This window comes from Cognatishimia activa, from assembly GCF_017798205.1.
GTDB classification, from domain to species: Bacteria; Pseudomonadota; Alphaproteobacteria; order Rhodobacterales; family Rhodobacteraceae; genus Cognatishimia; species Cognatishimia activa_A.
Map to the genome: position 1 here is coordinate 2,403,827 of NZ_CP060010.1, position 23,917 is coordinate 2,427,743.

Annotated in this window: 26 protein-coding genes and 1 tRNA gene; 18 read left to right on the plus strand and 9 right to left on the minus strand. The window is 54.2% G+C overall.

The window, feature by feature from the left end; translation table 11 throughout:
* Positions 1–9: 9 nt before the first annotated feature.
* Together HZ995_RS11790 and HZ995_RS11795 are read right to left on the minus strand one after the other, a co-directional pair.
* On the minus strand, positions 10–1,167 hold the full coding sequence (locus tag HZ995_RS11790; protein ID WP_209355850.1) for a D-alanyl-D-alanine carboxypeptidase family protein: 1,158 nt from the start codon (positions 1,165–1,167) through the stop codon (positions 10–12).
* A 25-nt stretch (positions 1,168–1,192) separates the two neighbouring features.
* On the minus strand, positions 1,193–2,011 hold the full coding sequence (locus HZ995_RS11795; protein WP_209355851.1) for an SPOR domain-containing protein: 819 nt from the start codon (positions 2,009–2,011) through the stop codon (positions 1,193–1,195).
* Positions 2,012–2,218: 207 nt separating this feature from the next.
* Between HZ995_RS11795 and HZ995_RS11800 the strand changes: the two genes are divergently transcribed.
* The 5 genes from HZ995_RS11800 to HZ995_RS11820 all read left to right on the plus strand — a co-directional run bounded on the left by HZ995_RS11800 (position 2,219) and on the right by HZ995_RS11820 (position 6,858).
* A tRNA-Ser gene (locus HZ995_RS11800) sits at positions 2,219–2,308 on the plus strand.
* A gap of 767 nt (positions 2,309–3,075) precedes the next feature.
* Positions 3,076–3,741: a Crp/Fnr family transcriptional regulator gene (locus HZ995_RS11805; protein WP_209355852.1), complete on the plus strand. Its 666-nt coding sequence runs from the start codon at positions 3,076–3,078 to the stop codon at positions 3,739–3,741.
* Positions 3,742–3,913: 172 nt separating this feature from the next.
* Complete coding sequence (locus tag HZ995_RS11810; RefSeq protein WP_209355853.1) at positions 3,914–4,795, plus strand: MBL fold metallo-hydrolase; 882 nt, start codon at positions 3,914–3,916, stop codon at positions 4,793–4,795.
* A gap of 12 nt (positions 4,796–4,807) precedes the next feature.
* On the plus strand, positions 4,808–5,143 hold the full coding sequence (locus HZ995_RS11815; RefSeq protein WP_209355854.1) for a TIGR01244 family sulfur transferase: 336 nt from the start codon (positions 4,808–4,810) through the stop codon (positions 5,141–5,143).
* A gap of 23 nt (positions 5,144–5,166) precedes the next feature.
* Complete coding sequence (locus HZ995_RS11820) at positions 5,167–6,858, plus strand: SulP family inorganic anion transporter (RefSeq protein WP_245168657.1); 1,692 nt, start codon at positions 5,167–5,169, stop codon at positions 6,856–6,858.
* Between the two features lie 71 nt (positions 6,859–6,929).
* On the opposite strand, the gene HZ995_RS11825 is transcribed toward HZ995_RS11820, so the two are convergent.
* From HZ995_RS11825 to HZ995_RS11835, 3 genes are read right to left on the minus strand one after another with little or no spacing between them, the layout of a single operon-like run.
* The gene (locus HZ995_RS11825) at positions 6,930–7,985 is read right to left on the minus strand and encodes a YeeE/YedE family protein (protein ID WP_209355856.1); all 1,056 of its coding nucleotides are present in this window, start codon (positions 7,983–7,985) and stop codon (positions 6,930–6,932) included.
* Positions 7,986–8,023: 38 nt separating this feature from the next.
* Positions 8,024–8,386 carry an ArsR/SmtB family transcription factor gene (locus HZ995_RS11830; protein ID WP_209355857.1) on the minus strand — a complete coding sequence of 121 codons (363 nt, stop codon included), beginning with the start codon at positions 8,384–8,386 and terminating at the stop codon, positions 8,024–8,026.
* An 18-nt stretch (positions 8,387–8,404) separates the two neighbouring features.
* Positions 8,405–8,767 carry a thioredoxin fold domain-containing protein gene (locus HZ995_RS11835; protein WP_432417972.1) on the minus strand — a complete coding sequence of 121 codons (363 nt, stop codon included), beginning with the start codon at positions 8,765–8,767 and terminating at the stop codon, positions 8,405–8,407.
* A 79-nt stretch (positions 8,768–8,846) separates the two neighbouring features.
* Between HZ995_RS11835 and HZ995_RS11840 the strand changes: the two genes are divergently transcribed.
* The 13 genes from HZ995_RS11840 to HZ995_RS11900 all read left to right on the plus strand — a co-directional run bounded on the left by HZ995_RS11840 (position 8,847) and on the right by HZ995_RS11900 (position 20,516).
* Positions 8,847–9,587: a cytochrome c biogenesis CcdA family protein gene (locus HZ995_RS11840; RefSeq protein ID WP_209355858.1), complete on the plus strand. Its 741-nt coding sequence runs from the start codon at positions 8,847–8,849 to the stop codon at positions 9,585–9,587.
* Between the two features lie 13 nt (positions 9,588–9,600).
* The gene (locus tag HZ995_RS11845; protein ID WP_209355859.1) at positions 9,601–10,161 is read left to right on the plus strand and encodes a thioredoxin family protein; all 561 of its coding nucleotides are present in this window, start codon (positions 9,601–9,603) and stop codon (positions 10,159–10,161) included.
* Between the two features lie 150 nt (positions 10,162–10,311).
* A complete protein-coding gene (gene soxX, locus HZ995_RS11850) occupies positions 10,312–10,767 on the plus strand; it encodes a sulfur oxidation c-type cytochrome SoxX (RefSeq protein ID WP_209355860.1) in 456 nt (151 codons plus the stop codon).
* Between the two features lie 21 nt (positions 10,768–10,788).
* The gene (soxY, locus tag HZ995_RS11855) at positions 10,789–11,211 is read left to right on the plus strand and encodes a thiosulfate oxidation carrier protein SoxY (protein ID WP_209355861.1); all 423 of its coding nucleotides are present in this window, start codon (positions 10,789–10,791) and stop codon (positions 11,209–11,211) included.
* A gap of 20 nt (positions 11,212–11,231) precedes the next feature.
* Positions 11,232–11,561 (plus strand): thiosulfate oxidation carrier complex protein SoxZ, encoded by a 330-nt coding sequence (soxZ, locus tag HZ995_RS11860; RefSeq protein ID WP_209355862.1) that lies wholly within the window; start codon positions 11,232–11,234, stop codon positions 11,559–11,561.
* Positions 11,562–11,592: 31 nt separating this feature from the next.
* Entirely contained in the window at positions 11,593–12,423 is an 831-nt protein-coding gene (gene soxA / locus HZ995_RS11865) for a sulfur oxidation c-type cytochrome SoxA (RefSeq protein ID WP_209355863.1), read from the plus strand.
* An 82-nt stretch (positions 12,424–12,505) separates the two neighbouring features.
* Positions 12,506–14,203: a thiosulfohydrolase SoxB gene (gene soxB, locus HZ995_RS11870; RefSeq protein ID WP_209355864.1), complete on the plus strand. Its 1,698-nt coding sequence runs from the start codon at positions 12,506–12,508 to the stop codon at positions 14,201–14,203.
* Between the two features lie 21 nt (positions 14,204–14,224).
* Positions 14,225–15,487, plus strand: a complete 1,263-nt coding sequence (gene soxC, locus HZ995_RS11875; protein ID WP_209355865.1) for a sulfite dehydrogenase — start codon at positions 14,225–14,227, stop codon at positions 15,485–15,487.
* A complete protein-coding gene (locus HZ995_RS11880; protein ID WP_209355866.1) occupies positions 15,471–16,763 on the plus strand; it encodes a c-type cytochrome in 1,293 nt (430 codons plus the stop codon). The genes soxC and HZ995_RS11880 overlap by 17 nt, the downstream gene beginning before the upstream one ends.
* 339 nt (positions 16,764–17,102) lie before the next feature.
* Positions 17,103–18,368, plus strand: a complete 1,266-nt coding sequence (locus tag HZ995_RS11885) for an NAD(P)/FAD-dependent oxidoreductase (RefSeq protein ID WP_209355867.1) — start codon at positions 17,103–17,105, stop codon at positions 18,366–18,368.
* Positions 18,369–18,424: 56 nt separating this feature from the next.
* A complete protein-coding gene (locus HZ995_RS11890) occupies positions 18,425–18,850 on the plus strand; it encodes a DUF302 domain-containing protein (RefSeq protein ID WP_209355868.1) in 426 nt (141 codons plus the stop codon).
* Positions 18,850–20,067, plus strand: coding sequence for a 5-aminolevulinate synthase (hemA, locus tag HZ995_RS11895; protein ID WP_209355869.1), 1,218 nt, complete (start codon positions 18,850–18,852; stop codon positions 20,065–20,067). The genes HZ995_RS11890 and hemA overlap by 1 nt, the downstream gene beginning before the upstream one ends.
* A gap of 152 nt (positions 20,068–20,219) precedes the next feature.
* The gene (locus HZ995_RS11900; protein WP_245168806.1) at positions 20,220–20,516 is read left to right on the plus strand and encodes a methyltransferase family protein; all 297 of its coding nucleotides are present in this window, start codon (positions 20,220–20,222) and stop codon (positions 20,514–20,516) included.
* 5 nt (positions 20,517–20,521) lie between these two features.
* Here the strand turns inward: HZ995_RS11900 and HZ995_RS11905 are convergent, their stop codons facing one another.
* The 4 genes from HZ995_RS11905 to HZ995_RS11920 form a co-directional block, all read right to left on the minus strand.
* Positions 20,522–21,034: a rhodanese-like domain-containing protein gene (locus tag HZ995_RS11905; protein WP_209355871.1), complete on the minus strand. Its 513-nt coding sequence runs from the start codon at positions 21,032–21,034 to the stop codon at positions 20,522–20,524.
* Complete coding sequence (locus tag HZ995_RS11910) at positions 21,031–21,975, minus strand: MBL fold metallo-hydrolase (RefSeq protein WP_209355872.1); 945 nt, start codon at positions 21,973–21,975, stop codon at positions 21,031–21,033. Before HZ995_RS11910 ends, HZ995_RS11905 begins: the two co-directional genes overlap by 4 nt.
* Entirely contained in the window at positions 21,975–22,883 is a 909-nt protein-coding gene (locus HZ995_RS11915) for an MBL fold metallo-hydrolase (RefSeq protein WP_209355873.1), read from the minus strand. The genes HZ995_RS11910 and HZ995_RS11915 overlap by 1 nt, the downstream gene beginning before the upstream one ends.
* Positions 22,884–23,159: 276 nt before the next feature.
* A complete protein-coding gene (locus HZ995_RS11920; protein ID WP_209355874.1) occupies positions 23,160–23,915 on the minus strand; it encodes a hypothetical protein in 756 nt (251 codons plus the stop codon).
* Positions 23,916–23,917 lie beyond the last annotated feature (2 nt).

A 23,917-nucleotide genomic window follows, 5' to 3' on the forward strand; every position in this document is an offset into this window, starting at 1 on the left:
GAATTTCCTTTAGGACCCAAGCCCGAAGTTCTTCATCAGAACCGCAGTCGCCGTGCGCATCCGTACCGAAAACCCGCCCGCGGTAACAGAGCTTTCCGCAACCAGCGGCACGCGGACCTCTGGCAGATCACCTGCTTGGATCACGAGTTCGGCGATCTCTTGGCCGGCCTCAATCGGGGCTTGTAGAGGGCCGTTATAGACCACTTCGGCCGCGATCTCATCGCCTGCTGAAACCGGAACAAGGATGTCGATGTCATCTGTGGCCACAAGACCGACACGCGGCGCATCTCCCATCCAGACATCAGCGTCGGCCACGCGTTTGCCCGCGCGCAGGATGGTTTTCGTGCTGAACTGACGAAACGCCCAATTGACGATTTGTTCTGAAACTTCAGCACGTTCCTTGGCGCTTGTCATGCCAGAGACCGCAAAGATCACACGACGTGGCCCCTGTTTGGCCGACCCCACAAGGCCATAGCCCGCTTCCTGAGTATGGCCGGTTTTAAGACCATCCGCGCCGACACCAAGGCGCAACAAGGGATTGCGGTTGTTCACATTCTGAGGCGCGCGCCCGTCGAATTCGAACTTGGTTTCCGAGAACATCGGATAGAACTCGGGAAAATCTGTAATGAGGCGGTTCGCGAGCAAGGCCAGATCTCGCATCGACATGCGATGCCCGGGCGCGGGCCAACCGTTGGAGTTCGCGAAGGTCGAGCTAGTCATACCCATTTGGCGCGCGCGCAGGGTCATCTGACGGGCAAAGCCTGCCTCTGTTCCGTCTGGCGATAGCGTCTCGGCAATCACCGCACAGGCGTCATTGCCGGACAAAACAATAATGCCACGGATCAAATCCACGACCTTCACTCGGTCCGTCGTGTCCAGAAACATGGTTGAACCGCCATAGTTCATCGCGTGCTGCGACACCGGCAGTTTCTCTTCCATATTTAGCCGCCCGTCGCGCACGGCCTCAAAGGCCATATAGAGCGTCATAAGCTTGGACATGGACGCAGGCGGCAAAGCCTCATCCGCGCGCTTGGAAAACAGGATCGTGCCCGTGGTGTGGTCAATCACAAACCCCGCCTTGGCGCGGTTTTCAAATGCAGACACAGGTGCCGCCAACAGCGCCGCACAAAGAACAGAAGCCAATAAGCGTTTGGCAGATGAAAACATAAAACGGGTCTCCAAAAGATCCGGGTTAGTTGGACACCGCATAGGCGTCGGTAAAGCCATTGTCACGGATGCGCTTGATCAGGGAATTCAGCTCGGACCGCGTGGTCGCAGGCCCTACGATGACACGCCAGAAGGGTTTGCCCTTGATCGTTTGCGCTTTGACCGTCGGGATCATGCCCGCATTGCGCATCTGAGCCGCAGCATTGTTGGCGTTGTTTTCAACGCTGAAAATGCCGATCTGAACGAATGGCTTGGCGAGATTTGATTGTACCACAGGTGCCGCCGCGGGTTGAGAGGCCTCGGCATTGTCAATGGCCGCGGACGCCGATGCGATGGGATCCAGCGTCTCTTCGGTCACGGCCTCTGCCGTTTCCACGCTGTCCACGGTTTCCGCAACCACAGGCGCTTCTTCGCGCCGCAGGGCGGTTACTTCGATTTCGACCGGCTGTCCTGCGAGGACGGAAATCGCCGCCGCCGCGTCAGACGAGAGTTGAACGCGCGGCCCTGGGATCGCACGTTCGCGCCGGAAGAGAGCGCCGATGACAAACTTGCCATTTGCTTTGTTTTTGATGATCACCCGCTCGGGTTCCGTCACATCCGGATGCGCAACCCAGACGCCACCCAATGAGGGTCGACCGTCCCAAAGACCCGCTTCCGAGACGTAAAATACCTCGGGCGCTTCGACATCGCGCTCGACAACAGTGGTTGACGTGGTTTCCACCGGCGCATCCGCACCCGCGTTGCCGCCGAGGTTAAACCCCTGAAAATCCTCGCAACCGGCCAAGAGGCCAAGCGCCAAAACGCCCGCTAAGGTTTTGGAAAGAATAGTGAACTGCCTGTTCATGTGCCCTGCTGTCATCCTGCCTTGCCCTTTGCCTGATGCGCTTGTTCCAAGGTCGTTGTTGGGCATCGCACCCACAAGACCCCTTTTATTTATGCGGTAGTGTAACGAGAGCGATGCAGCAAGGAAAGTCTGCGTAAGGCAATAGGCGAATTTTCCCTCAATTGCGGTCTTTCAGAATCAAAGCGGGGGCGCTAGACGGATCAAACCGGAGGAGTGGCAGAGCGGTTGAATGCACTGGTCTTGAAAACCAGCAAGGGTTAACGCCCTTCGTGGGTTCGAATCCCACCTCCTCCGCCATTAACTTCAATTTTTATTGGGCTAAATAGTGTCATTTAGATACTACCCCACATAAGGCCCCACAAAATCGAAGCCGCTTGGCGTGTTGTTGACTTGAAGTTGACTTTGGCAAAAACCGGGATTGCTTTCAAAAGCGAAGACCTCGCCAAGAGAGCGGATTAGCCTCATCTGACTGGTCCAGCTTGATTTTTACTCGCGCGTTGGCCAATGCTCAATCGGTTTGATGCTTTCCTAGGCTGGCGGGAGTTAGTCCAACGCACTGGTTTGACGTACTGTGTTGTAGGCTTGTTCCATTTTCAACTCAGGAACTGAGCTTCGCGCAGGCTGCAAAAAACCTAAGACCCGAGTAGGCCACCCCTCAACTGCCCATTTAAGCATTCGCCGAACACGTTTCCACAGGTTGATACCTACTCGATATTTGCGATTAGTGTGCCAAAAGTTGTGATCCAATCTCGAACAGCCTTAGCGACAAACTCTGCGTCGTTGCCTAAGCTGCGGATTGCGTTCCATTGAAAGACCATGTCGAGAATTGTCTTCCGTCAGTGTAAACCGTCTATTTTGCCTATCAAGGTTTGGGTTGAATAACTCTGCCTCAATCCAACCAATAGAAACGGACTGGTGGTATAATAGCCGTGACTTGAACCTATTTGCCTCGGGCTTTCTCAATGGCGACAAAAACCGGTACGCGTATTGTGTATGGGCGGTAGAATTTTGGAAATTCGAGATGGCACTTCAAACTCTGTGGCCCTTCTATTATGGGAATTGGTATGTCGATTGGAGATTGGACAGAAAGCTTTGTCGGGACGCGAAACTTGCCGCGCAATGTGCGTGACAAGCTTCTGCGTGAGGCCCGCGTGGTCAAGTTTGCAAAGGGCACCGAGGTGTTCGGTCCAGAAAATATTCCCGACAGTCTCATGTTTCTATACTCTGGGTGCATACGCGTCTCCCAATCCTCCGAGAGTGGTCGCGAGATCGTTCTTTATAGGGTTGAGGCCGGCGAAAGCTGCGTGCTGACGACAGCCTGCATGCTCTCGGAAGAGGCTTACAATGCTGAAGGCGTCGCGGAGACTGAGGTCGTTGCGATCACTTTACCAAAACCCTCGTTCGACAGGCTTGCGTCGGAAGAAGACAGCTTTCGCGCCTTTGTTTTTCAGGCCTATTCGAGACGTTTGATAGATTTACTGCGTGTTGTTGATGACGTGGCCTTTGGACGAATGGACGTGCGTCTTGCGCAAAGGCTTCTGGATCTGGCAGGCGAAGACCTACAGCTGAAAGTCACCCATCAAACCTTGGCCGGTGAATTGGGTACTGCGCGTGAGGTCGTTTCGCGAATCTTGAATGATTTCCAGAAACGAAACCTGATCGGGCAGACACGTGGTCACATTTCGATTTTAAATAAGAACGAACTCCAACGCTTGGCAGAAAGCGTCTAGCTCGAAAACGCCAAGGTGACATTGTCACTGAGGCCTCAAGGCCAGGCCGGTATTCAATCACTAAGCTGATTCACCGGAGTGACCACATGGAAACCGTATTTACCCGCTTTGCTTCTTTTGGAGGCGGAAAAGCCCTTGGGCTAGGTCAAAGAATGCCTGAAAGGAAATCCAGATGACATACATGGTTGATATGACAATCATCCCCGAGGTCCAGGCCTTCTTCGATGAAGCGACCAACACAATTAGTTACATTGTGAAAGACCCTACAAGCCCCTCTGCTGCCATCATCGATAGTGTGATGGACATCGATTACGCCGCGGGTCGCATCACTTTTGACCACGCCGACGCGCTGATCCGGCAGATTGAAGCGCAAGGCCTCAAGCTGGAGTGGATTATCGAAACGCATGTCCATGCGGACCACCTAAGCGCGGCGCCTTACATTCAGGAAAAGCTTGGCGGCAAGATCGGCGTAGGTGCGCAGATCACCGTTGTGCAAGAAACTTTTGGCAAGGTTTTCAATGAAGGGACCGAATTCCAGCGGGATGGTTCGCAGTTCGATGCTTTGTTCGAAGACGGCGATACCTATCAGATCGGCAATATGCAGGCCGTCGCGATGTACACGCCCGGCCACACTCCGGCTTGTATGGTGCATGTGATGGGCAATGCGGCCTTTGTTGGCGACACGCTTTTCATGCCGGACGGTGGTTCAGCTCGGGCTGACTTCCCCGGCGGTGATGCGGGAACGCTCTATGATAGCATTCAGAAGGTGCTATCGCTGCCCGACGAGATGCGGCTCTTCATGTGTCATGACTACGGTCCCAATGGGCGCGACATCGCTTGGGAAACAACCGTGGCCGACGAAAAAGCACACAACATCCACGTCGGCGGCGGCAAAACTCGCGCGCAGTTTGTGCAGTTCCGCGAAGAGCGCGACGCGCAGCTGGCCATGCCCAAACTCATTGTGCCGTCGCTGCAGGTCAACATGCGCGCAGGTGAGGTGCCGACGGATTCCGACGGCAACCCGATGCTCAAAGTCCCAGTTAATAAGCTATAGGAGTAGACCCAAATGGAACTCACCCGAATGTCCGACCACTTTGCCACAACGGCACAGATTACTGTCGCGGATCTGGATGCGATCAAGGCGCAGGGCTTTAAGGCCATCATTTGTGCCCGCCCTGACGGTGAAGGCGAAGGTCAACCAGACTTTTACGAAATTGCTGCTGCGGCCGATGAAATTGGCCTTACCGCGAGATACGTGCCTGTAGACCCCACCGGAGCCACTGAGGCTGACCATGCAGCTTTTGAAAAGGCAATGGAAGGATTGAGCGGGTCGGTGCTTGGCTATTGTCGCACCGGCAAGCGTGCCGGAATGCTTTGGCAGGGCCTTCAGGTAGCAAATTAAAGCAAATGGACATCACGCGATACATGCCAGTCCTGTCCTGGGGGCGTCGTTACGGTCGTAAGGAACTGTCTGCAGATCTTATTGCGGCGGTCATTGTCACGATCATGCTGATACCCCAGTCGCTGGCCTATGCACTTTTGGCAGGGCTTCCGCCAGAAGCAGGGCTTTATGCCTCCATCGCGCCGATAATCCTTTATGCCCTGTTTGGCACCAGCAAAGCACTGGCGGTTGGCCCTGTCGCCGTTGTCTCGCTGCTAACGGCATCCGCGGTGGGGCAGGTGGCCGAACAGGGCACAGCAGGCTATGCCATCGCCGCACTGACTTTGGCCTTTCTGTCGGGTGGATTCTTGCTGGTGATGGGTGTCCTTCGACTGGGATTTCTAGCGAACTTTCTGAGCCATCCCGTTATCGCAGGCTTCATCACAGCCTCAGGCATCCTGATTGCCACAAGTCAGTTCAAGCACATTCTAGGAGTTAGTGGCCACGGTCATACTCTGCCGGAAATGCTGCTGTCGCTCGCCACGCATTTGGGAGACATCAACTGGATCACATTGGGGCTCGGCGGGCTGTCGGTCGCGTTTCTGTTTTGGGTGCGCAAGCATTTTAAACCCTTTCTCCTGATGCTTGGCGCGTCTGAGAAGCTCGCCGATGTGCTGACAAAGGCCGGGCCTGTCTTTGCCGTCATCGCCACGACCGTGGCAGTCTGGGCCTTTGAGCTGCAGACCCAAGGCGTAAAGATCGTGGGCGAGGTTCCACAGAGCCTACCGCCGCTTACCATGCCTGGGTTCGCTCCGGAATTGTTGGGCGCGTTGCTTATGCCAGCGATCCTGATTTCGGTCATCGGCTTCGTGGAATCTGTTTCTGTTGCTCAAACACTGGCGGCCAAGAAGCGGCAGCGCATCGATCCGGACCAGGAATTGATCGGGCTTGGCGCCGCGAACATGGGGGCGGCCTTTACCGGTGGCTACCCTGTCACTGGCGGGTTTGCCCGGTCTGTTGTGAACTTTGATGCGGGTGCCGAGACACCAGCAGCCGGGATCTACACAGCCATCGGTCTTGCCATCGCCGCGCTGGCTCTCACGCCGCTGGTCTATTACCTACCAAACGCGACGCTGGCAGCGACGATCATTGTTGCCGTTCTAAGCCTTGTTGACGTGTCGATTTTGAAAACGACCTGGTCCTATGCGCGCGCGGATTTTTCGGCTGTCGCGGCGACTATTCTGTTAACCCTCGGTTTTGGGGTAGAGTTTGGGGTGGCCGCAGGTGTTATCATCTCTGTTCTGCTGCATCTTTACAAAACGTCACGCCCGCATGTGGCAGAGGTCGGCCGTGTCCCCGGCACCGAGCATTTCAGAAACATTCTGCGTCATGATGTTCAGACGCATCCAAGTTTGTTGACGTTGCGTGTTGACGAAAGCCTGTACTTTGCGAATGCGCGCTTTCTGGAAGATCTTGTGCAGAACCGTGTATCTGAGAGGACAGACATCAAGCACGTTGTGCTTATGTTTTCCGCTGTAAATGAGGTGGACTATTCGGCGTTTGAAAGCCTCGAAGCGATAAACTTCAGACTAGGCGAGATTGGGGTCAGGTTGCACTTCTCAGAAGTTAAAGGACCTGTGATGGACCGGTTGAAACGCGGTCACCTCCTTGAGCAGCTGAACGGGAAGGTGTTCCTGTCACAGAATGATGCGTTTCGGGAATTGGCCTACGAATGAACTCGACCGGAGGATAGCGTTTAGATTCAATTTTGAACCAATTCCAAAACTTACCAGCTTATGAAACCGCGTTAACTGGAGGTCGCCGAGAAACCGACGATCAGCTGTCTCAAACCAAATGCGCATCCGATGAAGATCGAGAGCAATGCGACCGGCGCGCTAAAGGCGAGGGTCGAAAACGCTGAAATACCTTGGCCGACACTGCAACCGACGGCCAGGATCGCGCCTGGGCCCATGATGCTGGCTCCCAGTATTTGACGCTTGAGCTCGCGAGGGTCTTCGCAAGCTTCCCAACGGAAATGGCCTTTGGAATAAGAACCCATGGCTGCGCCAATGAGCACACCGAGTATTGAGCCCACGCTGAACGACAGTTCATTGCCCGAAGCCGTCATGAAATAAAAAATCGTATCGCCAATAGGCGCCGCAAATGTATGGGTCTCGACCGGTTCGACGGCAAATCCGTTCTCAGCGATCCACGTGGTGCCGATCCAACCGGATGCGACAGCAAGGCCAACTACCGATCCCCAGAATATAGATTTTGCGGGCAAAGACTCTTTAAAGAAAAAGAGTGTTCCGGCGAGAATAGCCAAGCCGATTGCCACGCCAGAGTAGGCGGCTTTGATGCCAAAGGTTTCAAGTAACTGCGAGAATCCCTGCGGCGAAGTCGCATCAGTTTCTACGGGAAAGAGCCAAACGCGCGTTGTTGCCAAGGGGCCAGACATAACGAAATAGGCCGAAAGTCCCATAACCAGGATGATTACAAACGCCCGCAGATCACCGCCTCCTAAACGGGCGAGTGCGCCGTAACCGCAATTCCCGCTAAGAGCCATCCCGTACCCAAACATCAGTCCTCCAACGATGGTGCCCAATGGGTTCCAAACACGGTCGAGATAGGCCGCGTCTGATGGTACAAAAAGCTGAAATCCAATGGCGACATGGGTGGCAATAACAGCGACGCCGATCGCAATCGCCCACATTCGCAAGCGCGCAGTGCTGTCGCCATAAAGGAAGTCTTCAATCGCGCCAAGCGTGCAAAACCGCCCGATGCGCGCGGCCAGACCAAGGGCAATCCCACCCAGCAGTCCTACCAATGCGGCAAAATTACCTTCGCCAAACCATTCAAGCATTTGGTTCCTCCCAAAACCAAACGCACCTACGCACGCGACTACTCGCTACGACAAAACAGATCGTAGACGATCTCCATGATTTGCTTCGGTCGATCATCTGTCAAGCTGTAGTAGATGGTCTTCCCGTCCCGGCGTGGGGTGACAAAACCTTCCAGGCGCAGTCGCGTCAGTTGTTGGGAAACCGCCGATTGCCGCGAGGACAACAGCTCTTCGAGTTCTGTGACAGACTTTTCGCCGGTGACGAGGTGGCACAGGATCATCAGGCGACCTTCGTGGCCAAGGGCCTTGAGGAAGTTCGCTGCATTGACCGCATTTTCGGCCATACGATCCATTTCACTCGCGCACATGTTCTTGTCAAACACGGGTAGGCGCGTTGTGCTCGTTTCGATTTGCTGTGTCATGTTTTGGTTCATAGGGTATTAACCAGCATTTTTGTAGGGTATTTCGGCTTTTTCGAGCATCATTCCCAGCAATCCCCAGAAAAAATCTTCTCCGGGATAGCCTTCGATCCGCGCGATTTCTTTGTCGTTGTCGATCAGGATAAACGTTGGCGTAAAGTGTACACGGCGCGCAAACGAAACGCTCTCAGGCAAAGCGTGTATGTCAGCACGCTGAAGAGGGGCCGCGTGTCCTTCCGGTGTCTTCGGATAAATCGCAGAGATTTCCTGGTTCCAACGCTCACACCAATAGCACCCATCCTCTTCCGCCATCAGCAGATAAGGTTCGGCAAAAGCCGTAGTCGCCATCCAAAGGGCGGTGATTGATGCCAAGAACGTTTTCACAATGAAACTCTTGTTGACGCATTTATTGACTCAAACATAATATAATTTGTGAATATGACAAGGCGAGGAGGGGCGTTTCATGTTCGATGTCACGCTTTTTGGGGCATTGGTGGCAGGTTTGTTGTCTTTTTTGTCACCCTGCATCCTGCCAATCGTTCCGTTTTACCTAAGTTACCTTGCTGGCGTGGGAATGAACCAAATCTCAGCAGATGCCGAGATCCCCAGATCTGTGCGGATTCGCGCGGTTTTTTCAGCGATTTGTTTTGCGCTGGGCGTGATCACGATTTTTGTGGCTCTGGGCGCAACTGCGACAGTTTTTGGTGAGTTGGTTCGGCAATATTTTGATGTTTTGCGTTGGGCTGCTGCTGCGATCATCCTTGCAATGGGGCTCCACTTCCTCGGGATATTCAAGATTGGCATTCTTTACCGTCAGTTTCGGGCAGATGTCGGAAGTACCAGCAACGTGGGATACCTTGGTTCCTATGTCATAGGTTTGGCTTTCGCGTTTGGTTGGACGCCCTGTGTTGGTCCAGTTTTGGCAGCGATCTTGTTTACGGCTGCCGGTCAAGAAACAGCCTCGCATGGGGCCAGTTTGCTCTTTGCGTATGGGATCGGGATGACCGCGCCATTCGTGCTTGCGGCTTTGTTTGTCGGGCCATTCATGCGGTGGATGTCAAAGTTCCGAAAACATCTTGGGACTGTCGAGAAGATCACCGGGGTTTTGCTGGTCGTTTTTGGTCTTTTGATTGCGACGAATTCGGTGAACGTCATTGCCGAATGGATGCTGAGACATATTCCGTGGTTCGCCACGATTGGATAATGGAGGACTTGCGATGAAACGTTTCCTGTTAGGTTTGGTGGTTGTGATCTGGGGTGGGGCGGTTGTTGCCGCAGAGATTGGCGACGACGGTCTGCACAAAACCCCGTGGATGCGCGACACATTCAAAGATTTGCGTGAAGACCTGGAAGAAGCAAATGCCGAAGGCAAGCGGCTTATGGTCATGGTCGAGCAGCGCGGCTGTATCTATTGCACCAAGATGCATGAAGAAGTGTTCCCTGTTCCCGCGATCCAGGATTTTATCACCGAGAACTTCTTTGTCGTGCAGATCAATATGTTCGGAGATGTCGAAGTTACTGACTTCGACGGCACAACTCTGCCAGAAAAAGACATGGTCAAACGGTGGGGCGCATTGTTTACGCCTAGTATTTACTTTTTCCCAACCGAAGTGCCTCAGGATGCCGTTGCCACGCAAGCGGCGGTCGCTCATATGCCAGGGGCTTTTGGGCGGTGGACGACGTTGAACATGCTAACCTGGGTCGTCGAAGAGGGGTATCTTGGCGACGAGCCGTTTCAAAAGTATCACGCCCGAAAGTTCGCGGAACAGAAGGGATAAAATTCTGCGGTAGCGAAATAAAATTTCAAAATTTTCTGCGACAGCGAACATATGAAAAAATTCATAAAAGCGAATTTGTTGTTGCAAGAAATCGCAGGTGTACCGTAGTGTACTTCTAACCAAGGCACGGAATCGACCTAGGGAGGGGTTATGAACCAAGCGATTGGATATGGCGTTGGCCTGATAATGTGCGCGTCTGTTGCGTTAGCGGCAGATGTCACCCCACAAAAAGTTGCCTTCTCTGATGGTGCGGTCTCGGATGCATTGACCGGTTCAGCAGGCGACGCGGTTAACGGCCGCAAGGTGTTCGCCAATAGAAAGCAAGGCAATTGCCTCGCCTGTCATATGAATGCCGATCTGGATGAACAAAGCTTCCACGGTGAGGTTGGGCCGCCTCTGGATGGCGTGGCTGATCGTTGGACCGCAGCAGAGCTGCGTGGGATCGTGACAAACGCGAAAATGATGTTCGATGATACCATCATGCCTGCGTTCTATATCGATGCCGGCTACACACGCCCGCTCGAGAAATTCGAGGGCAAAAGCATCCTGACAGCTCAGCAAGTTGAAGATGTCGTCGCGTATCTACTTACGCTGAAAGAAGAATGATTTCCTGAAATGGAGAGTAACATGAAACTAACACGGCGAGACCTCCTCGCGCTTGGAACTGGCAGCTTTGCAATGGCGAGCCTGTCCGCTCTGCCAGCTTTTGCAAGCTTGGCGGACGATGCAATCGCGGCGTTGACGAGTGGCGCAGAACTGGGTGAGGGGGCTATTTCCCTGACCGCTCCGGAAATCGCAGAGAACGGCAACACTGTGCCAATCGGTGTCGATGCGCCAGGCGCGGTTGAGGTTACCTTGTATGCGGACGGCAACCCAACTCCGAACGTCGCAACGTTCAAGTTCGGACCGCTGAGTGCGTCTCGTAGCGCCTCCACGCGTATTCGTTTGGCGTCCACGCAAAACGTGATTGCTGTGGCGAAAATGGAAGACGGATCATTCCAGATGGCGAAGGCCAACGTGAAGGTCACAATCGGCGGCTGCGGCGGCTAAAAGCGGTAAGGAGAATTATCATGGCATCTGGTGTAAAACCACGCGTCAAAGTACCAAAGACCGCAGCTGCGGGCGATACGATTACGATCAAAACCTTGATCAGCCACAAGATGGAAAGCGGCCAGCGTAAAGACGCAGACGGCAATACAATCCCACGCTCAATCATCAACCGCTTTGTCGCCGAGTTTAATGGGCAAAGTGTGATTGATGTGGCGCTCGAGCCAGCAATCTCGACCAACCCTTATTTCCAGTTCGACGCGGTTGTGCCGGAAAGCGGCGAGTTCAAGTTCACGTGGTATGACGACGACGGATCTGTCTACGAAACAGCGAAAAAAATCAGCGTTTCGTAAGTGCTTAGATCTTCGACGAGGGAGGAATACAATGCAAGCTAGACTGTGGATTACATCCGCCGCTATAGCGATCTTTGGGTCGGTGGCGTCCGCCCAGGATGCCAGCAATTTGACAATTGATGGCGTGCCAATGGTGACAGAGATCGCCGCGCCATCACACATGGATAATGTCGACACCATCTATTCTGGCTGGCGTTTCCGGGCGCCTGAAACCCAGGCGCTAGAGATGGACGACTTTGACAATCCCGCTTTCGTCTTTGTGGAACAGGCAGAAGAAATCTGGGCAACAGAGGATGGATCTCAGGGGAAAGCCTGCGCCTCTTGCCATGCGATAGAGGACTTTGCCGGTTTACGTGCTACGCTTCCGCGGGTCGAGGACGGCAAGCTGGTAACGCTCGAAGATCTCATCAACAAAAGCCGTGTCGAGCATATGGGGGCCGACCCTTGGAAGTGGTCTAGCGGCAGCATGACAGCGATGACCGCGCTGATTGGCTTGCAGTCGAGGGGTATGCCTATGAACGTTGCGATCGACGGAGACGCAGCGGCTCATTGGGAAGCCGGCAAAGCGCTGTATTACCAACGTGTTGGGCAGCTTGATATGGCTTGCTCTAATTGCCACGAAGACAACTACGGTGTGATGATCCGTGCGGACCACCTCAGCCAGGGACAGATCAATGGCTTCCCCACCTATCGTTTGAAAAACGCAAAGCTGAACTCGATCCACGGTCGATTCAAGGGGTGCATGAGCAATATTCGCGCGACGCCTTACGCAGAAGGCAGCGACGAGTTCAAAGCTCTGGAGTTGTACATCGCGTCGCGTGGACAAGGTCTGTCCGTCGAAACTCCTTCTGTACGTAACTAATTCTGAAGACCCCGGAGTGTGAGTTCTGGGGTCTTCATGCGTTATACATATTAACGAATTCGAATATGAGAAAGAAAAGTCAATGATCTCACGTCGAGATTTTCTGCAAGTCAGCATGGCGGCCTCAGCGCTTCTTGGGGCATCGGGGTTTGGAAACTGGGCACGACTGGCGGCCCAGCAAAAGCTCACGCAAGATCAACTGTTGAATTTTGACACCTATGGAAATGTGTCGCTGATCCATGTGACAGACATCCATGGGCAACTTAAGCCGATCTATTTCCGCGAACCGTCCATCAACATTGGTGTCGGTTCTAACAAAGGTGCAGTACCGCATGTAACGGGGGCAGACTTTCGCAAGCTCTATGGCATCAATGACGGAAGCCCGAGCCACTATGCCCTAAGTTCCGGTGACTTTGCAGCTTTGGCAGAGGGGTACGGACGCGTCGGCGGTCTGGATCGCGTCGCGACGGTCATAAACGCAATTCGCGCGGATCGGCCGGATGCGATCCTGCTCGATGGCGGTGACACGTGGCACGGCTCCTATACGACCTATCACACCCAGGGTCAGGACATGGTCAACGTCATGAACGCGCTCAAACCTGATGCGATGACGTTCCACTGGGAATTCACCCTTGGCAGCGACCGGGTCAACGAGATCGTCGAAAGCTTGCCGTTTGCAGCGCTTGGCCAGAATATTTTTGATGCAGAATGGGACGAGCCGACGGAACTCTTCCCGCCTTACAAAATGTTTGAGCGTGGCGGCACAAAAATCGCCGTTATCGGGCAGGCTTTCCCATACATGCCGATCGCCAATCCGCGGTGGATGTTCCCCGAGTACTCATTTGGGATTCGCGATGAAAACATGGCGGCTATGGTGGACGAAGTGCGTTCCATGGGCGCGGAATGTGTGGTCGTGCTCAGCCACAACGGCTTTGACGTTGATAAAAAAATGGCCAGCGTTGTGCCAGGGATTGATGTGATCTTGTCAGGTCACACGCATGATGCGCTGCCAGAACCGGTTTTGGTTGGTAAGACGATCATCGTACCCTCAGGGTCGAATGGTAAGTTCGTGAGCCGCGTTGATCTGGACATTCGCGATGGGCAGATGATGGGCTATCGCACCAAGCTCATTCCAATTTTCTCGGACGTTATTGCGCCAGATCCAGAAGTTTCCGCCCTGATTGATGCACAGCGCGCGCCATATGAGGCGGCGATGGGTGAAGTGATCGGCAAGACTGATAGCACGCTCTACCGTCGCGGCAACTTCAATGGCACGTGGGACGATGTGATTTGCGATGCGCTGATCAGCGAACGCGATGCCGAGATTGCTCTGAGCCCAGGGGTGCGTTGGGGGCCAAGCCTTATCGCGGGTCAGGATATTACCCGCGAGGACATCTGGGGCGTGACCTCAATGACATATGGCGAGGCCTATCGCACTGAAATGACAGGCGAATTCCTGAAGGTTGTGCTCGAAGACGTCGCCGATAACATCTTTAACCCAGACCCATATTACCAGCAGGGTGGGGATATGGTGCGCACGGGTGGCCTCGGCTACCGCGTCGACGTGAGCAAGCCTCAAGGTGAGCGTATTTCTAACATGACGCTCTTGTCGACTGGCGAGCAGATTGACCCTTCAAAATCCTATGTCGTGGCCGGTTGGGCCAGCGTGAATGAAGGCACCGAAGGCCCTCAGATTTGGGATGTGGTTGAAAGCCACATTCGCAAGCTGGGTACGGTCACGGTGCAAGACAACAACAGCGTCGACGTTGTCGGCATTTAATCCTCGGAGACTTTGAGACGAATGAACAAGCTGTCAAAGCCATCCCGCCGGGCCTTCCTAAGGGGAAGCGCCGCTGCCGCCGCCGGCACCGTTGCTGGCGCTGCCGGGGCGCAGACGCCAGATCCTTTGATCACCGAATTGCAGGACTGGGCGTCGTACACCGGTGCAGGGGTTGATGAAACGCCCTATGGCATGCCGATCCAATATGAATCCCATGTCGTGCGTCGCAATGTGGAATGGCTCACAGCCTCGCCCATTTCCTCGATCAACTTTACGCCGATCCATGCTCTGGATGGAACGATTACACCACAAGGCTGTGCCTTTGAGCGTCATCACTCGGGCGCCATTGAGCTGCGTAAAGAAGACTATCGCCTGATGATCAATGGCTTGGTCGATCGACCCTTGGTGTTCACCTACGAAGATATCGAGCGTTTCCCGCGTGAAAACCACGTATACTTCTGCGAATGCGCGGCCAACACAGGGATGGAATGGGCTGGAGCTCAGTTGAATGGGGCTCAGTTCACCCATGGTATGATCCACAATATGGAATACACCGGCGTGCCTTTGCGGACATTGCTGCAAGAGGCGGGTGCAGACATATCGTCTGATAAATGGGTTTATGTTGAAGGTGCGGATGCATCTTCCAATGGCCGTTCGATCCCAATGGAAAAGGCGCTTGATGACGTTCTCGTCGCGTTCAAGGCCAATGGCGAAGCGCTGCGGATGGAGCACGGTTATCCAGTGCGCCTTGTTGTGCCTGGCTGGGAAGGCAACATGTGGGTGAAATGGCTGCGTCGAATAGAGGTCGTTGATACCGCTGTCGAAAGTCGCGAAGAAACCTCCAAATACACGGACGTCTATGAGGACGGTACCGCTCGCAAGTGGACCTGGGTCATGGATGCGAAATCTGTGATTACCTCTCCCAGCCCACAGATGCCCATCACACATGGCACAGGCCCGCTTGTGATTTCCGGTCTTGCTTGGTCAGGTCACGGCCAGATTACACGCGTCGATGTTTCCAAAGATGGCGGGATCACCTGGGAAACCGCGCGTCTTGGCAAACAGGGCGACACAAAAGCGCTGACACGGTTCTATCTGGACACCGAATGGGATGGCGCGCCGATGCTTCTGCAATCCCGCGCGATGGATGAAACCGGCTATGTGCAACCCACGAAAGATCAACTGCGCGAGCAGCGCGGCGAAAACGCCGTTTATCACAACAACTGTATCCAGACTTGGTACGTCAACGTAGAAGGGGTGGCCGAGAATGTCGAAGTCTCTTAATCAGATTTATCTGCCGGCCTTTGGTGGGATCTCATTGGTCATCGCCGTGGCGTTGGTCATGTCAAACCGCGAATATGCCGACGACCGCATGTCGATGCTGGAAGGCAGAATTGCGCAGGTCGATGCGCAAGCCGCAGAGTCCAAACAACTTGCGTCTTCGTTGGCCCTCGAACTCGAAGCCGCCAAAGCTGAAGCGGCCATGATGACTGCAACTCTGACCGCACCAGCGCCTGTTTCTGAGGGCACATTTGGTCTTGGACGCGCAGCGCTGGCCGAAGAAATTGCCGCATGGGACGTGGATGTCTTGCCAGACGGTCGCGGGCTCCCTGCTGGACAGGGTGACGTTTGGACCGGCGAGGAAGTTTTTGCCGACCGTTGCGGGTCTTGCCATGGTGATTTCGCTGAGGGTGTAGACAATTGGCCGGTTCTGGCAGGGGGCTTTGACACGCTCGCCGACGAAGACCCAGTCAAAACTGTCGGTTCCTATTGGCCACATCTTTCGACTGCCTGGGACTATATCAACCGCTCTATGCCCTTTGGGGAAGCGGGCACGCTGACCGCCGATGAGACCTACGCGATTGTGGCTTACATCCTATATTCCAACGACTTGGTGGATGACGACTTCGTTCTTTCAAACGAAAATTTCTCGGATTTCGACATGTACAACGCCAAGGGCTTTGTGATCGATGATCGGCCTGAGCTGGAATATGCGGAATGGCGCGCCGAGCCCTGTATGAGCAACTGTAAAGACGAAGTTGCCGTGACGATGCGCTCGGTCTTTCTGGTGGAAACGCCCCCAGAAGGTGGATCCAATTCTGTGATGAACCACAGCTCGCTAGAGGGGATTCCGTCTTTCACGGCGAATGGTCCTTCGTTCATCCCGGCGTCTACTGCGAAGCCCGAAGCGCCTGCGGCTCAGGAGGCTGCGGCCGAGCCTGCAACGGGCGCTGATGCCGGCGCGGAACTGATCGCGGCTGGTGAAAAAGTCTTCAAGAAGTGTAAGGCCTGCCACGAAGTCGGTGATGGTGCCAAGAACAAGTCCGGCCCTCAGTTGAACGGCCTGATTGGGCGCACGGTGGGTTCGGTTGACGGCTTTAGATATTCCAACGCTTTCAAAGCGTTGATGGAAGAAGGGCGCGTTTGGGATGAAGAGTCTCTCGCGGCGTTTCTAGCAAAGCCGAAGTCCTACATCAAAGGGACCAAAATGGCCTTCTCAGGCCTCAAGAAGAAAGGAGATCAGGAAGCCATTGTCGCGTACCTGAATAGCTTTCGCTAGTGGCGAAGACGCCGCGCAAGCTGCGGCCCCTGAGACGGGTTTTACCGTTTCACAAGAGATCCTCGCGATCGAAGGGGACCCTGAATATGGGGAGTATTTAGGGTCAGAATGCACAACCTGCCACCAGGCAAATGGCGGCAACGACGGCATACCTTCGATTGTCGGGTGGGAGACTGAAGACTTTGTGATCGCAATGCACGCCTACAAGGAAAAGCACCGCGAAAACCCAGTCATGCAGATGATTACTGGCCGATTAGCCAATGACGAGATCGCAGCCTTGGCAGCGTATTTCAAAAGCTTCGGGAACTGAGGCGAAAATAAAAGGGAGGAGACCCCAATATGACTATGAACAGAAGGACTTTCCTAGGAACGACGGTGGCCGCTTCGGCAACGCTTGCGGCACCGATGGTTCTAGGTGCAGGTCATGGCAAGCCACGGGTTGTTGTCATCGGCGGTGGTGCCGGCGGTGCGACCGCTGCGCGTTACATTGCCAAGGACAGCAAAGGTGAGATCGACGTCACCTTGGTTGAACCAACCCGCAAATACTACACGTGCTTCTTCTCAAACCTCTATCTTGGTGGTTTTAAAGAGATGGACGATCTAGGCCACACCTATGGTGGGCTCGCAGCGAATGGCGTGAATGTTGTTCACGACTGGGCAATTGGCGTTGATCGTGACACCAAGACAGTGACGCTGGCTGGCGGTTCTGCGCTAAGATACGACAAGTTGATCCTGAGCCCCGGTATCGATTTCGTCGATATGTCGGTTCCTGGATGGGACATCACCTCGCAAAACGCGATGCCGCATGCTTATAAGGCAGGGTCCCAGACTGAACTACTGAAAGCTCAACTGATGGCAATGCCACAGGGCGGGACCTTTGCAATGGTTGCGCCTCCAAACCCGTATCGTTGTCCTCCAGGGCCATACGAGCGGATTTCGATGGTTGCCCATTACCTCAAGAACAACAACCCTACGGCCAAGATCCTGATTGCCGATCCGAAGCCAAAGTTCTCTAAGATGGGATTGTTCCAAGAAGGCTGGTCAAACCACTATGACGGAATGATCGAATGGGTCGGCGAAGACTTCGGTGGCGGCAATGTTGCTGTTGATACCCATGCGATGACTCTGTCCATCGACGGTGACGTCAACAAAGTGGATGTTTGCAACGTGATCCCTGCCATGAAAGCGGGCAAAATCGCGGATATCGCGGGCGTAACCGACGGCAACTGGGCTCCAGTCAACGCCGTAGACATGTCCACCAAAGCTGATCCTGATGTTTACGTCTTGGGGGATGCGTCGCAGCAAGGCGATATGCCGAAGTCTGGCTTCTCTGCGAACTCTCAGGCGAAAGTCTGTGCAAACGCGGTACGCGGCGCGCTGACAGGGTCGAAAATCTTCCCAGCCAAGTTCTCCAACACGTGCTGGTCTCTGATTGACACCAATGACGGTGTCAAAGTGGGCGCGACATATGAAGCGACGGCTGAGAAGATCGCCAAGGTTGACGGTTTCATCTCTCAGACCGGTGAATCCGCGGATGTTCGTAAAGCGACTTACGAAGAGTCCGAAGGCTGGTATTCCGGTATCACAGCCGACATGTTTGGCTAGTACTATAAAACCCGGGCCTCTTGTGGCCCGGGTTTTCCAAATTGTTGAGGTTCGCCATGCGCAACATTGTGCTGCCCCTGTTGTTGCTCGCCACGCCGGCATTTTCTGAGGCGCCTGTGCTCGTCCCCTATGACGGGAGTTTCGAAGACGCGAGTTTTGCCGTTGAAAGTGCGATTGTGGATCGGGGACTTGTGATTGACTACGTCAGTCACGTCGGCGACATGCTCAACCGAACCGGAGTAGATGTTGGGAGCGATGCCGCAATCTTTGACGCGGCCGACATCTTTCTTTTCTGTTCTGCGGTCCTGTCCCGAGAGGTTATGGAGGCAGATCCCAGCAATATCCAATTCTGTCCATACGGAATTTTCGTCACTGAGATAAACGGCGACGTCTCCATTGGACACAGGACCTATCCCGAGGGGCCGATGCAAAAAATCCAAGCGCTGCTGCAGGATATTGTGACGGATGCGAGTGCGTTCTAATGGACTTTGAAGCCTTTTTCGACCAGCAACTGCAATCGCTAAAGAACGACGGCAACTATCGAGAATTTGCCGAGTTGGAGCGCCACCGCGGCGCATTTCCAAATGCCACGTGTCACAATGGTCCGGGCGAGGTGACGGTTTGGTGCTCAAACGACTATCTGGGAATGGGGCAGCATCCTGCGGTGCTTGCAGCGATGCATGACGCGCTTGATCGAACCGGAGCCGGGGCAGGGGGCACCCGCAACATTTCGGGCACCACGTATGCGCATGTACTCTTGGAGAAAGAGCTCGCAGATTTGCATGGCAAAGAGGCCGCTTTGCTGTTTACGTCGGGCTATGTTTCCAATTGGGCAGCTTTGGGAACTTTGGCCTCAAAGATACCGAACTGCGTTGTGCTATCGGACGCGCTAAACCATGCATCAATGATCGAAGGCATCCGTCATTCGCGAGCCCAGAAAGTGATCTGGAAACACAATGATGTTGGCGACTTAGAGGCGAAGTTGCGGGCGCTCCCAAAAGAGCAACCAAAGCTGATCGCCTTTGAAAGCGTCTATTCCATGGATGGCGATATCGCGCCAATCAAGGAAATCTGTGATCTGGCAGATAAATATGGGGCAATGACATATCTGGACGAGGTTCATGCTGTCGGGCTCTATGGTCCTCGGGGTGGTGGGATCGCAGAAGAGCGTGGTTTGATGGATCGGATCACGGTTATCGAGGGCACTTTGGGCAAGGCCTTTGGTGTCGTGGGGGGCTATATTGCCGCCTCGGCTAAGCTCTGCGACTTTATTAGATCGTTTTCCAGCGGGTTCATTTTTACAACCGCATTGCCGCCCTCGGTTGCGGCAGGGGCGGCGGCCTCTGTCAAACACCTGAAGAACAGTCGCAAAGAGCGCGAGACCCATCAGGCTCGTGTGGCCGAAGTGCGCGCGCGACTGGATGCGATCGGACTGCCGCATATCGACAATCCAAGTCACATTATCCCTGTGGTTGTGGGTGATCCGGGAAAATGTAAGTTTATCTCGGACACGCTGCTTAAGAGGTACGGCATCTATATCCAGCCCATAAACTACCCGACCGTCCCAAAAGGCACAGAACGCCTCAGGATCACGCCATCGCCTGTTCACAGCAGTGATGATGTGGAAAGGCTGGTGTCCGCGCTTGAGGACCTCTGGACGCAATGTGAGCTCGCACGCGCGCCTATGGCTGCACAATAGTGAAAGGGTTTCCGGATATTCCTCCGATCTGGTGGGTTGCGAGTATCGCCCTCATTCATGCGTTTGGGTGGGTCGCACCTGGGCTGCACGCTGAGAGCGCCATTTTGGAATTACTTTCGCGTGTGATTCTTGCAGCTGCGCTCGCATTGATCATGTGGTCGGCCATTTGGTTTTGGCGAAAGAAAACGCCAATCGAGCCGCATCACACGCCCAAGGCCCTTATTGTCGAAGGGCCATACAGGGTGTCTCGGAACCCAATTTATCTTGCGCTTGTGATGCTCACAGCGGCCTCTGCATTGGGCGCGGGCTCCGTATTTGGTCTATTCGTCACGCTTGCCCTATGGCGTGTGTTGGATACGCGTTTTGCTGCGATTGAAGAAGAGCTACTCAAAGAAACCTTTGGAGGCGAAGCCGAGTCCTATTTGGCGCAAACACGCAGGTGGATTTGAAGACCTTAGTTCGTAGCCGCCCAAGTGTCGCGCGCGGCGTCATAGGCATCCGCCGCGTCTTTTAGATCAACCAGGGGAAGGCCCTTTTCAATCCAACCTTTGCCGCGCTGATTGCCGAACATGCCTTCTGATACATCCACGACACCTGCGATGCCGTTACGCTCCAACACCTCTGCGATATAGGACGAGCGACCGCCCGTTGCGCAGATGAGTGCGATCTTTTCTGGGGCGTATTGAGCTAACAGCGTCTGGAGTTGCGTTGCGAAATCAGGGCGGTGCATTGAAATAGGCCACGCGCCCGCGGCCAACCCGCTTTCCTTCCATTCCTGTTCCGAGCGAATGTCGATCAACACGATGTCTCCTGATGCTACGCTTTCCAAAGCTTGCTCGGCACTCATGATCGGGGCTTCGGCAAGCAGTTGGCCAGCTTTCAGGATCGCTACCAAAAGAACCGCGCTGAACCACATAAAGCGCATATGCTTTAGGGAATTGCGTTGTCTCGCGACTGACTTGCTCACTCGAACTCCATCTGCTCATACACGCGACCGGCGTTTCTGGTCGCCAGTTCCTCGAACGTATCGAGGTGTCTATAGGGGCTCTGATCAACATAGTAGGCTTCAGCGAGATCGCCACCATTGTCTAGGTGCTCACCAATTTTCTCGCGGAGATACACCAGGTAGTCACGCGTGTAGCGACGGACCTGGTCCATATTCGTTGGCGTGCCGTGTCCCGGTATCACATATGTGGCATTCAACGCTTCAAACCCGGTTTCCCAGGTTTCGATCCAGTCATAGACGATCGTGTCTTCAAAGATCGGAAGCATACGCTGGTGAAATGCCATGTCACCGGCGATGACAAGGCTTTGTTCCGGCAACCAGACCTGAATATCCCCTGGACCATGTGCTGGGCCGAGGTGAAGCACCTCTATCGTGTAAGACCCCATTTCAATTGAATGTTTATCTTCAAAGGTAATGGTTGGGGGCGCGATGAACGTGCCTTCCGATTTGTCACGATTGTAGCGTTTCATATTCTCGAGAATGAACGGACCGCGCTCGGCAATTTCATGCGCTGCATCCACATGGGCGAGAATAGGGACGCCAAACTCAGACCAATAGGAGTTGCCCAACATCGCATGCCCCTGGCCATTTTCATTGATCACCAATTTTACCGGCTGATCCGTGATTGCTTTGATCTCTTGATGCAGCGCTTGCGCTAGCACATAGGCCGCGCCGCCGTTAACAACAATGACGCCGTCACCGGTGACAATGAAGCTTAGGTTGTTGTTATGCCCCGTGTTTTCATAAGTCGGGGGAGCTGTCGCACCGATTGCAGACCAAACATGAGGGATGACTTCGATGGGTTTGGAATAGAGCGCAGATGCAGGGTACTGATCTGCAATATCTTCGCTGGCCAGAAGTGGTGACGCGAAAAAAATGAAAGGAAGGACATAGCGCATCATCAGATCCCAATAAACCGATAACCATCGCGATACCGCTCGACTTTGCCCATGCCACCGTCGGGCAAATGGAACCCAATCAGCGTAAGGTCTTCTGAGGTCAGCCGATCAAAAAGCATCTGCCGCGTTTTGACGGCCAGCGCTGCGTCCTGATCTGATCCGCTTTCCCAGGAGGGACGCTGAAACGCAACATGGTGGTTTCCGATCGCATCGCCAACAACAAGCGCTGCGTTGGACCCGTTTCGAATTTCAAATCCCATATGCCCCGGAGTATGCCCGGGCGAGGAAACTGCGGCGATCCCCGGAAGAATCTCCGATCCGTCATCAAATAGGACAACAGAATCTTCAATCGCCTCCATCCGTCGCTTGGCTCCAACCGCGAAAGCCGCGCGAGCCTCACCGATGGTCGAGACGGTCTCGGGATTCCACCAATAGTCCCACTCTTGTCGACCCATCATGTAGGTTGCGTCGTAGAATAATGGGTCATCGAACTCGTCAAGAAGCCCCCAAATGTGATCCGGGTGCGCATGCGTGAAAACCACATGGGTGATGTCTTCCGGAGCCAATCCAAGCGCATCCAAGCTGTCCACGATCGTGCCTGCGCTTGGCATGAAGTCGGGGCCGGAACCCACGTCAAATAAAACTGTGTTTTCTCCATCTCGATAGAGCGCCAGATTGCATTCGGGTGTCAGGCGGTCTTTCGAAACGCCAAACTCTAAAAGGACGTCGTCCAACTGATCCTGCGGCATCGGTTCAAATATGAAGCTTCCAGGGAGCATCAGGCTTCCGTCACTCACCGTAGTTAGAGACGCGCTTCCCAAAGCGATTTCTGATTTGGCAAAGTGGGGCAAAGCACAGGCGAAAGGAGCAGCTAGAGCGTGGCTTAGAACCCGTCTACGTGAGAAATTCATGGCAGACCTCTTACGAATTATTAAATTCGAATATGATAATTTTGAACCGCTGCGTCAAGGAAACAGCTTCGGGTTCGACCTACAAAACATCCGGTTGAAGCGGGTGGGGGCGGCGCAAGAAAAATGGAGAGTCAGAAATAGCCTGCGTCTTTCCGCGTGGGCCAAATTTCTTGGGACGAGAAAGTTCCCATAAGGTTCTGAAATAATGCTGAAAAATTAGATGTGTCGACCCGAATGGACGGGTGCCTCCGCAGCCACTTTCCCCTTCGCCCGGCCTCACAACATCAGCGCTTTTTCGACCAGTGCGCGTTTGTCCTGATATTGCGAAACATCCACCCCACGCTCTGCAAGGGCATCGCTCAGCTCTTGCTGGCTCAGGCTTTCGATAGCTTCAGTGGTCATTCTCATCAAATTGATGCGGCGTTTCAGTGGGGGATTGGTTTCGCCAAAGATATGGCGATCCTCAAACGCGAATTCGTCGGCATATTTGGTCATAAAAAACGCAAGAAACGTGTTGATGCTTTGACGCACGCGCGGATCTTCCGTCATCAAATCCGCAGAATCCTCCAACGTCTGACGCATGAGCGTCACCCAGCGCTCGGCCCCTTTGTCGTTCATGAGGGCCATAGCGTTGTGTGTATGGTGAAAGCTCAGGCGGTATTCGCCACCGTGATAGTAAGGGCCGCCCCCCATGACATCGATCCACATGGACGCCTGAGTCGCGATGTGGTGCTTCAGGCCTCCGACCCGTTCAAAAACGGAGACGAACCACGGTTCATCTGCGAAGACACGCTCATAGAAACGGCTCACGATGCCAACAATCGGCTCCTGACCCAGAATGGAGTATAACTGCCAGAACTGGATGGGCTTGGATGTTTCGCTCGGCGCTGTCAGCGAGACAACTTCGGGCATTCGATGCGCCTCTGCAGGCAGCAGCTCTTTTTCGACAGCCGACTTGATATAGGCCTCTTGAATGCGCTCTGTCATATAGCCGTGACGTGTCGGGTATTTAGGAAGATCTATGCCTGTCATCG

Excerpts from the sequence above, each read along its gene's own strand:
- HZ995_RS11790 (WP_209355850.1), bottom strand. The coding sequence starts at position 1,167 with ATGTTTTCATCTGCCAAACGCTTATTGGCTTCTGTTCTTTGTGCGGCG.
- HZ995_RS11830 (WP_209355857.1), bottom strand. The coding sequence starts at position 8,386 with ATGACACAGCAAATCGAAACGAGCACAACGCGCCTACCCGTGTTTGAC.
- HZ995_RS11820 (WP_245168657.1), top strand. The coding sequence starts at position 5,167 with ATGCCAGTCCTGTCCTGGGGGCGTCGTTACGGTCGTAAGGAACTGTCT.
- HZ995_RS11810 (WP_209355853.1), top strand. The coding sequence starts at position 3,914 with ATGACATACATGGTTGATATGACAATCATCCCCGAGGTCCAGGCCTTC.
- soxZ (WP_209355862.1), top strand. The coding sequence starts at position 11,232 with ATGGCATCTGGTGTAAAACCACGCGTCAAAGTACCAAAGACCGCAGCT.
- HZ995_RS11900 (WP_245168806.1), top strand. The coding sequence starts at position 20,220 with ATGTGGTCGGCCATTTGGTTTTGGCGAAAGAAAACGCCAATCGAGCCG.
- HZ995_RS11840 (WP_209355858.1), top strand. The coding sequence starts at position 8,847 with ATGTTCGATGTCACGCTTTTTGGGGCATTGGTGGCAGGTTTGTTGTCT.
- soxC (WP_209355865.1), top strand. The coding sequence starts at position 14,225 with ATGAACAAGCTGTCAAAGCCATCCCGCCGGGCCTTCCTAAGGGGAAGC.
- soxB (WP_209355864.1), top strand. The coding sequence starts at position 12,506 with ATGATCTCACGTCGAGATTTTCTGCAAGTCAGCATGGCGGCCTCAGCG.
- HZ995_RS11815 (WP_209355854.1), top strand. The coding sequence starts at position 4,808 with ATGGAACTCACCCGAATGTCCGACCACTTTGCCACAACGGCACAGATT.
- soxA (WP_209355863.1), top strand. The coding sequence starts at position 11,593 with ATGCAAGCTAGACTGTGGATTACATCCGCCGCTATAGCGATCTTTGGG.
- HZ995_RS11890 (WP_209355868.1), top strand. The coding sequence starts at position 18,425 with ATGCGCAACATTGTGCTGCCCCTGTTGTTGCTCGCCACGCCGGCATTT.
- HZ995_RS11920 (WP_209355874.1), bottom strand. The coding sequence starts at position 23,915 with ATGACAGGCATAGATCTTCCTAAATACCCGACACGTCACGGCTATATG.
- HZ995_RS11795 (WP_209355851.1), bottom strand. The coding sequence starts at position 2,011 with ATGAACAGGCAGTTCACTATTCTTTCCAAAACCTTAGCGGGCGTTTTG.
- hemA (WP_209355869.1), top strand. The coding sequence starts at position 18,850 with ATGGACTTTGAAGCCTTTTTCGACCAGCAACTGCAATCGCTAAAGAAC.
- HZ995_RS11880 (WP_209355866.1), top strand. The coding sequence starts at position 15,471 with ATGTCGAAGTCTCTTAATCAGATTTATCTGCCGGCCTTTGGTGGGATC.
- HZ995_RS11825 (WP_209355856.1), bottom strand. The coding sequence starts at position 7,985 with ATGCTTGAATGGTTTGGCGAAGGTAATTTTGCCGCATTGGTAGGACTG.
- HZ995_RS11885 (WP_209355867.1), top strand. The coding sequence starts at position 17,103 with ATGACTATGAACAGAAGGACTTTCCTAGGAACGACGGTGGCCGCTTCG.
- HZ995_RS11805 (WP_209355852.1), top strand. The coding sequence starts at position 3,076 with ATGTCGATTGGAGATTGGACAGAAAGCTTTGTCGGGACGCGAAACTTG.
- HZ995_RS11845 (WP_209355859.1), top strand. The coding sequence starts at position 9,601 with ATGAAACGTTTCCTGTTAGGTTTGGTGGTTGTGATCTGGGGTGGGGCG.
- soxX (WP_209355860.1), top strand. The coding sequence starts at position 10,312 with ATGAACCAAGCGATTGGATATGGCGTTGGCCTGATAATGTGCGCGTCT.
- HZ995_RS11915 (WP_209355873.1), bottom strand. The coding sequence starts at position 22,883 with ATGAATTTCTCACGTAGACGGGTTCTAAGCCACGCTCTAGCTGCTCCT.
- HZ995_RS11910 (WP_209355872.1), bottom strand. The coding sequence starts at position 21,975 with ATGATGCGCTATGTCCTTCCTTTCATTTTTTTCGCGTCACCACTTCTG.
- soxY (WP_209355861.1), top strand. The coding sequence starts at position 10,789 with ATGAAACTAACACGGCGAGACCTCCTCGCGCTTGGAACTGGCAGCTTT.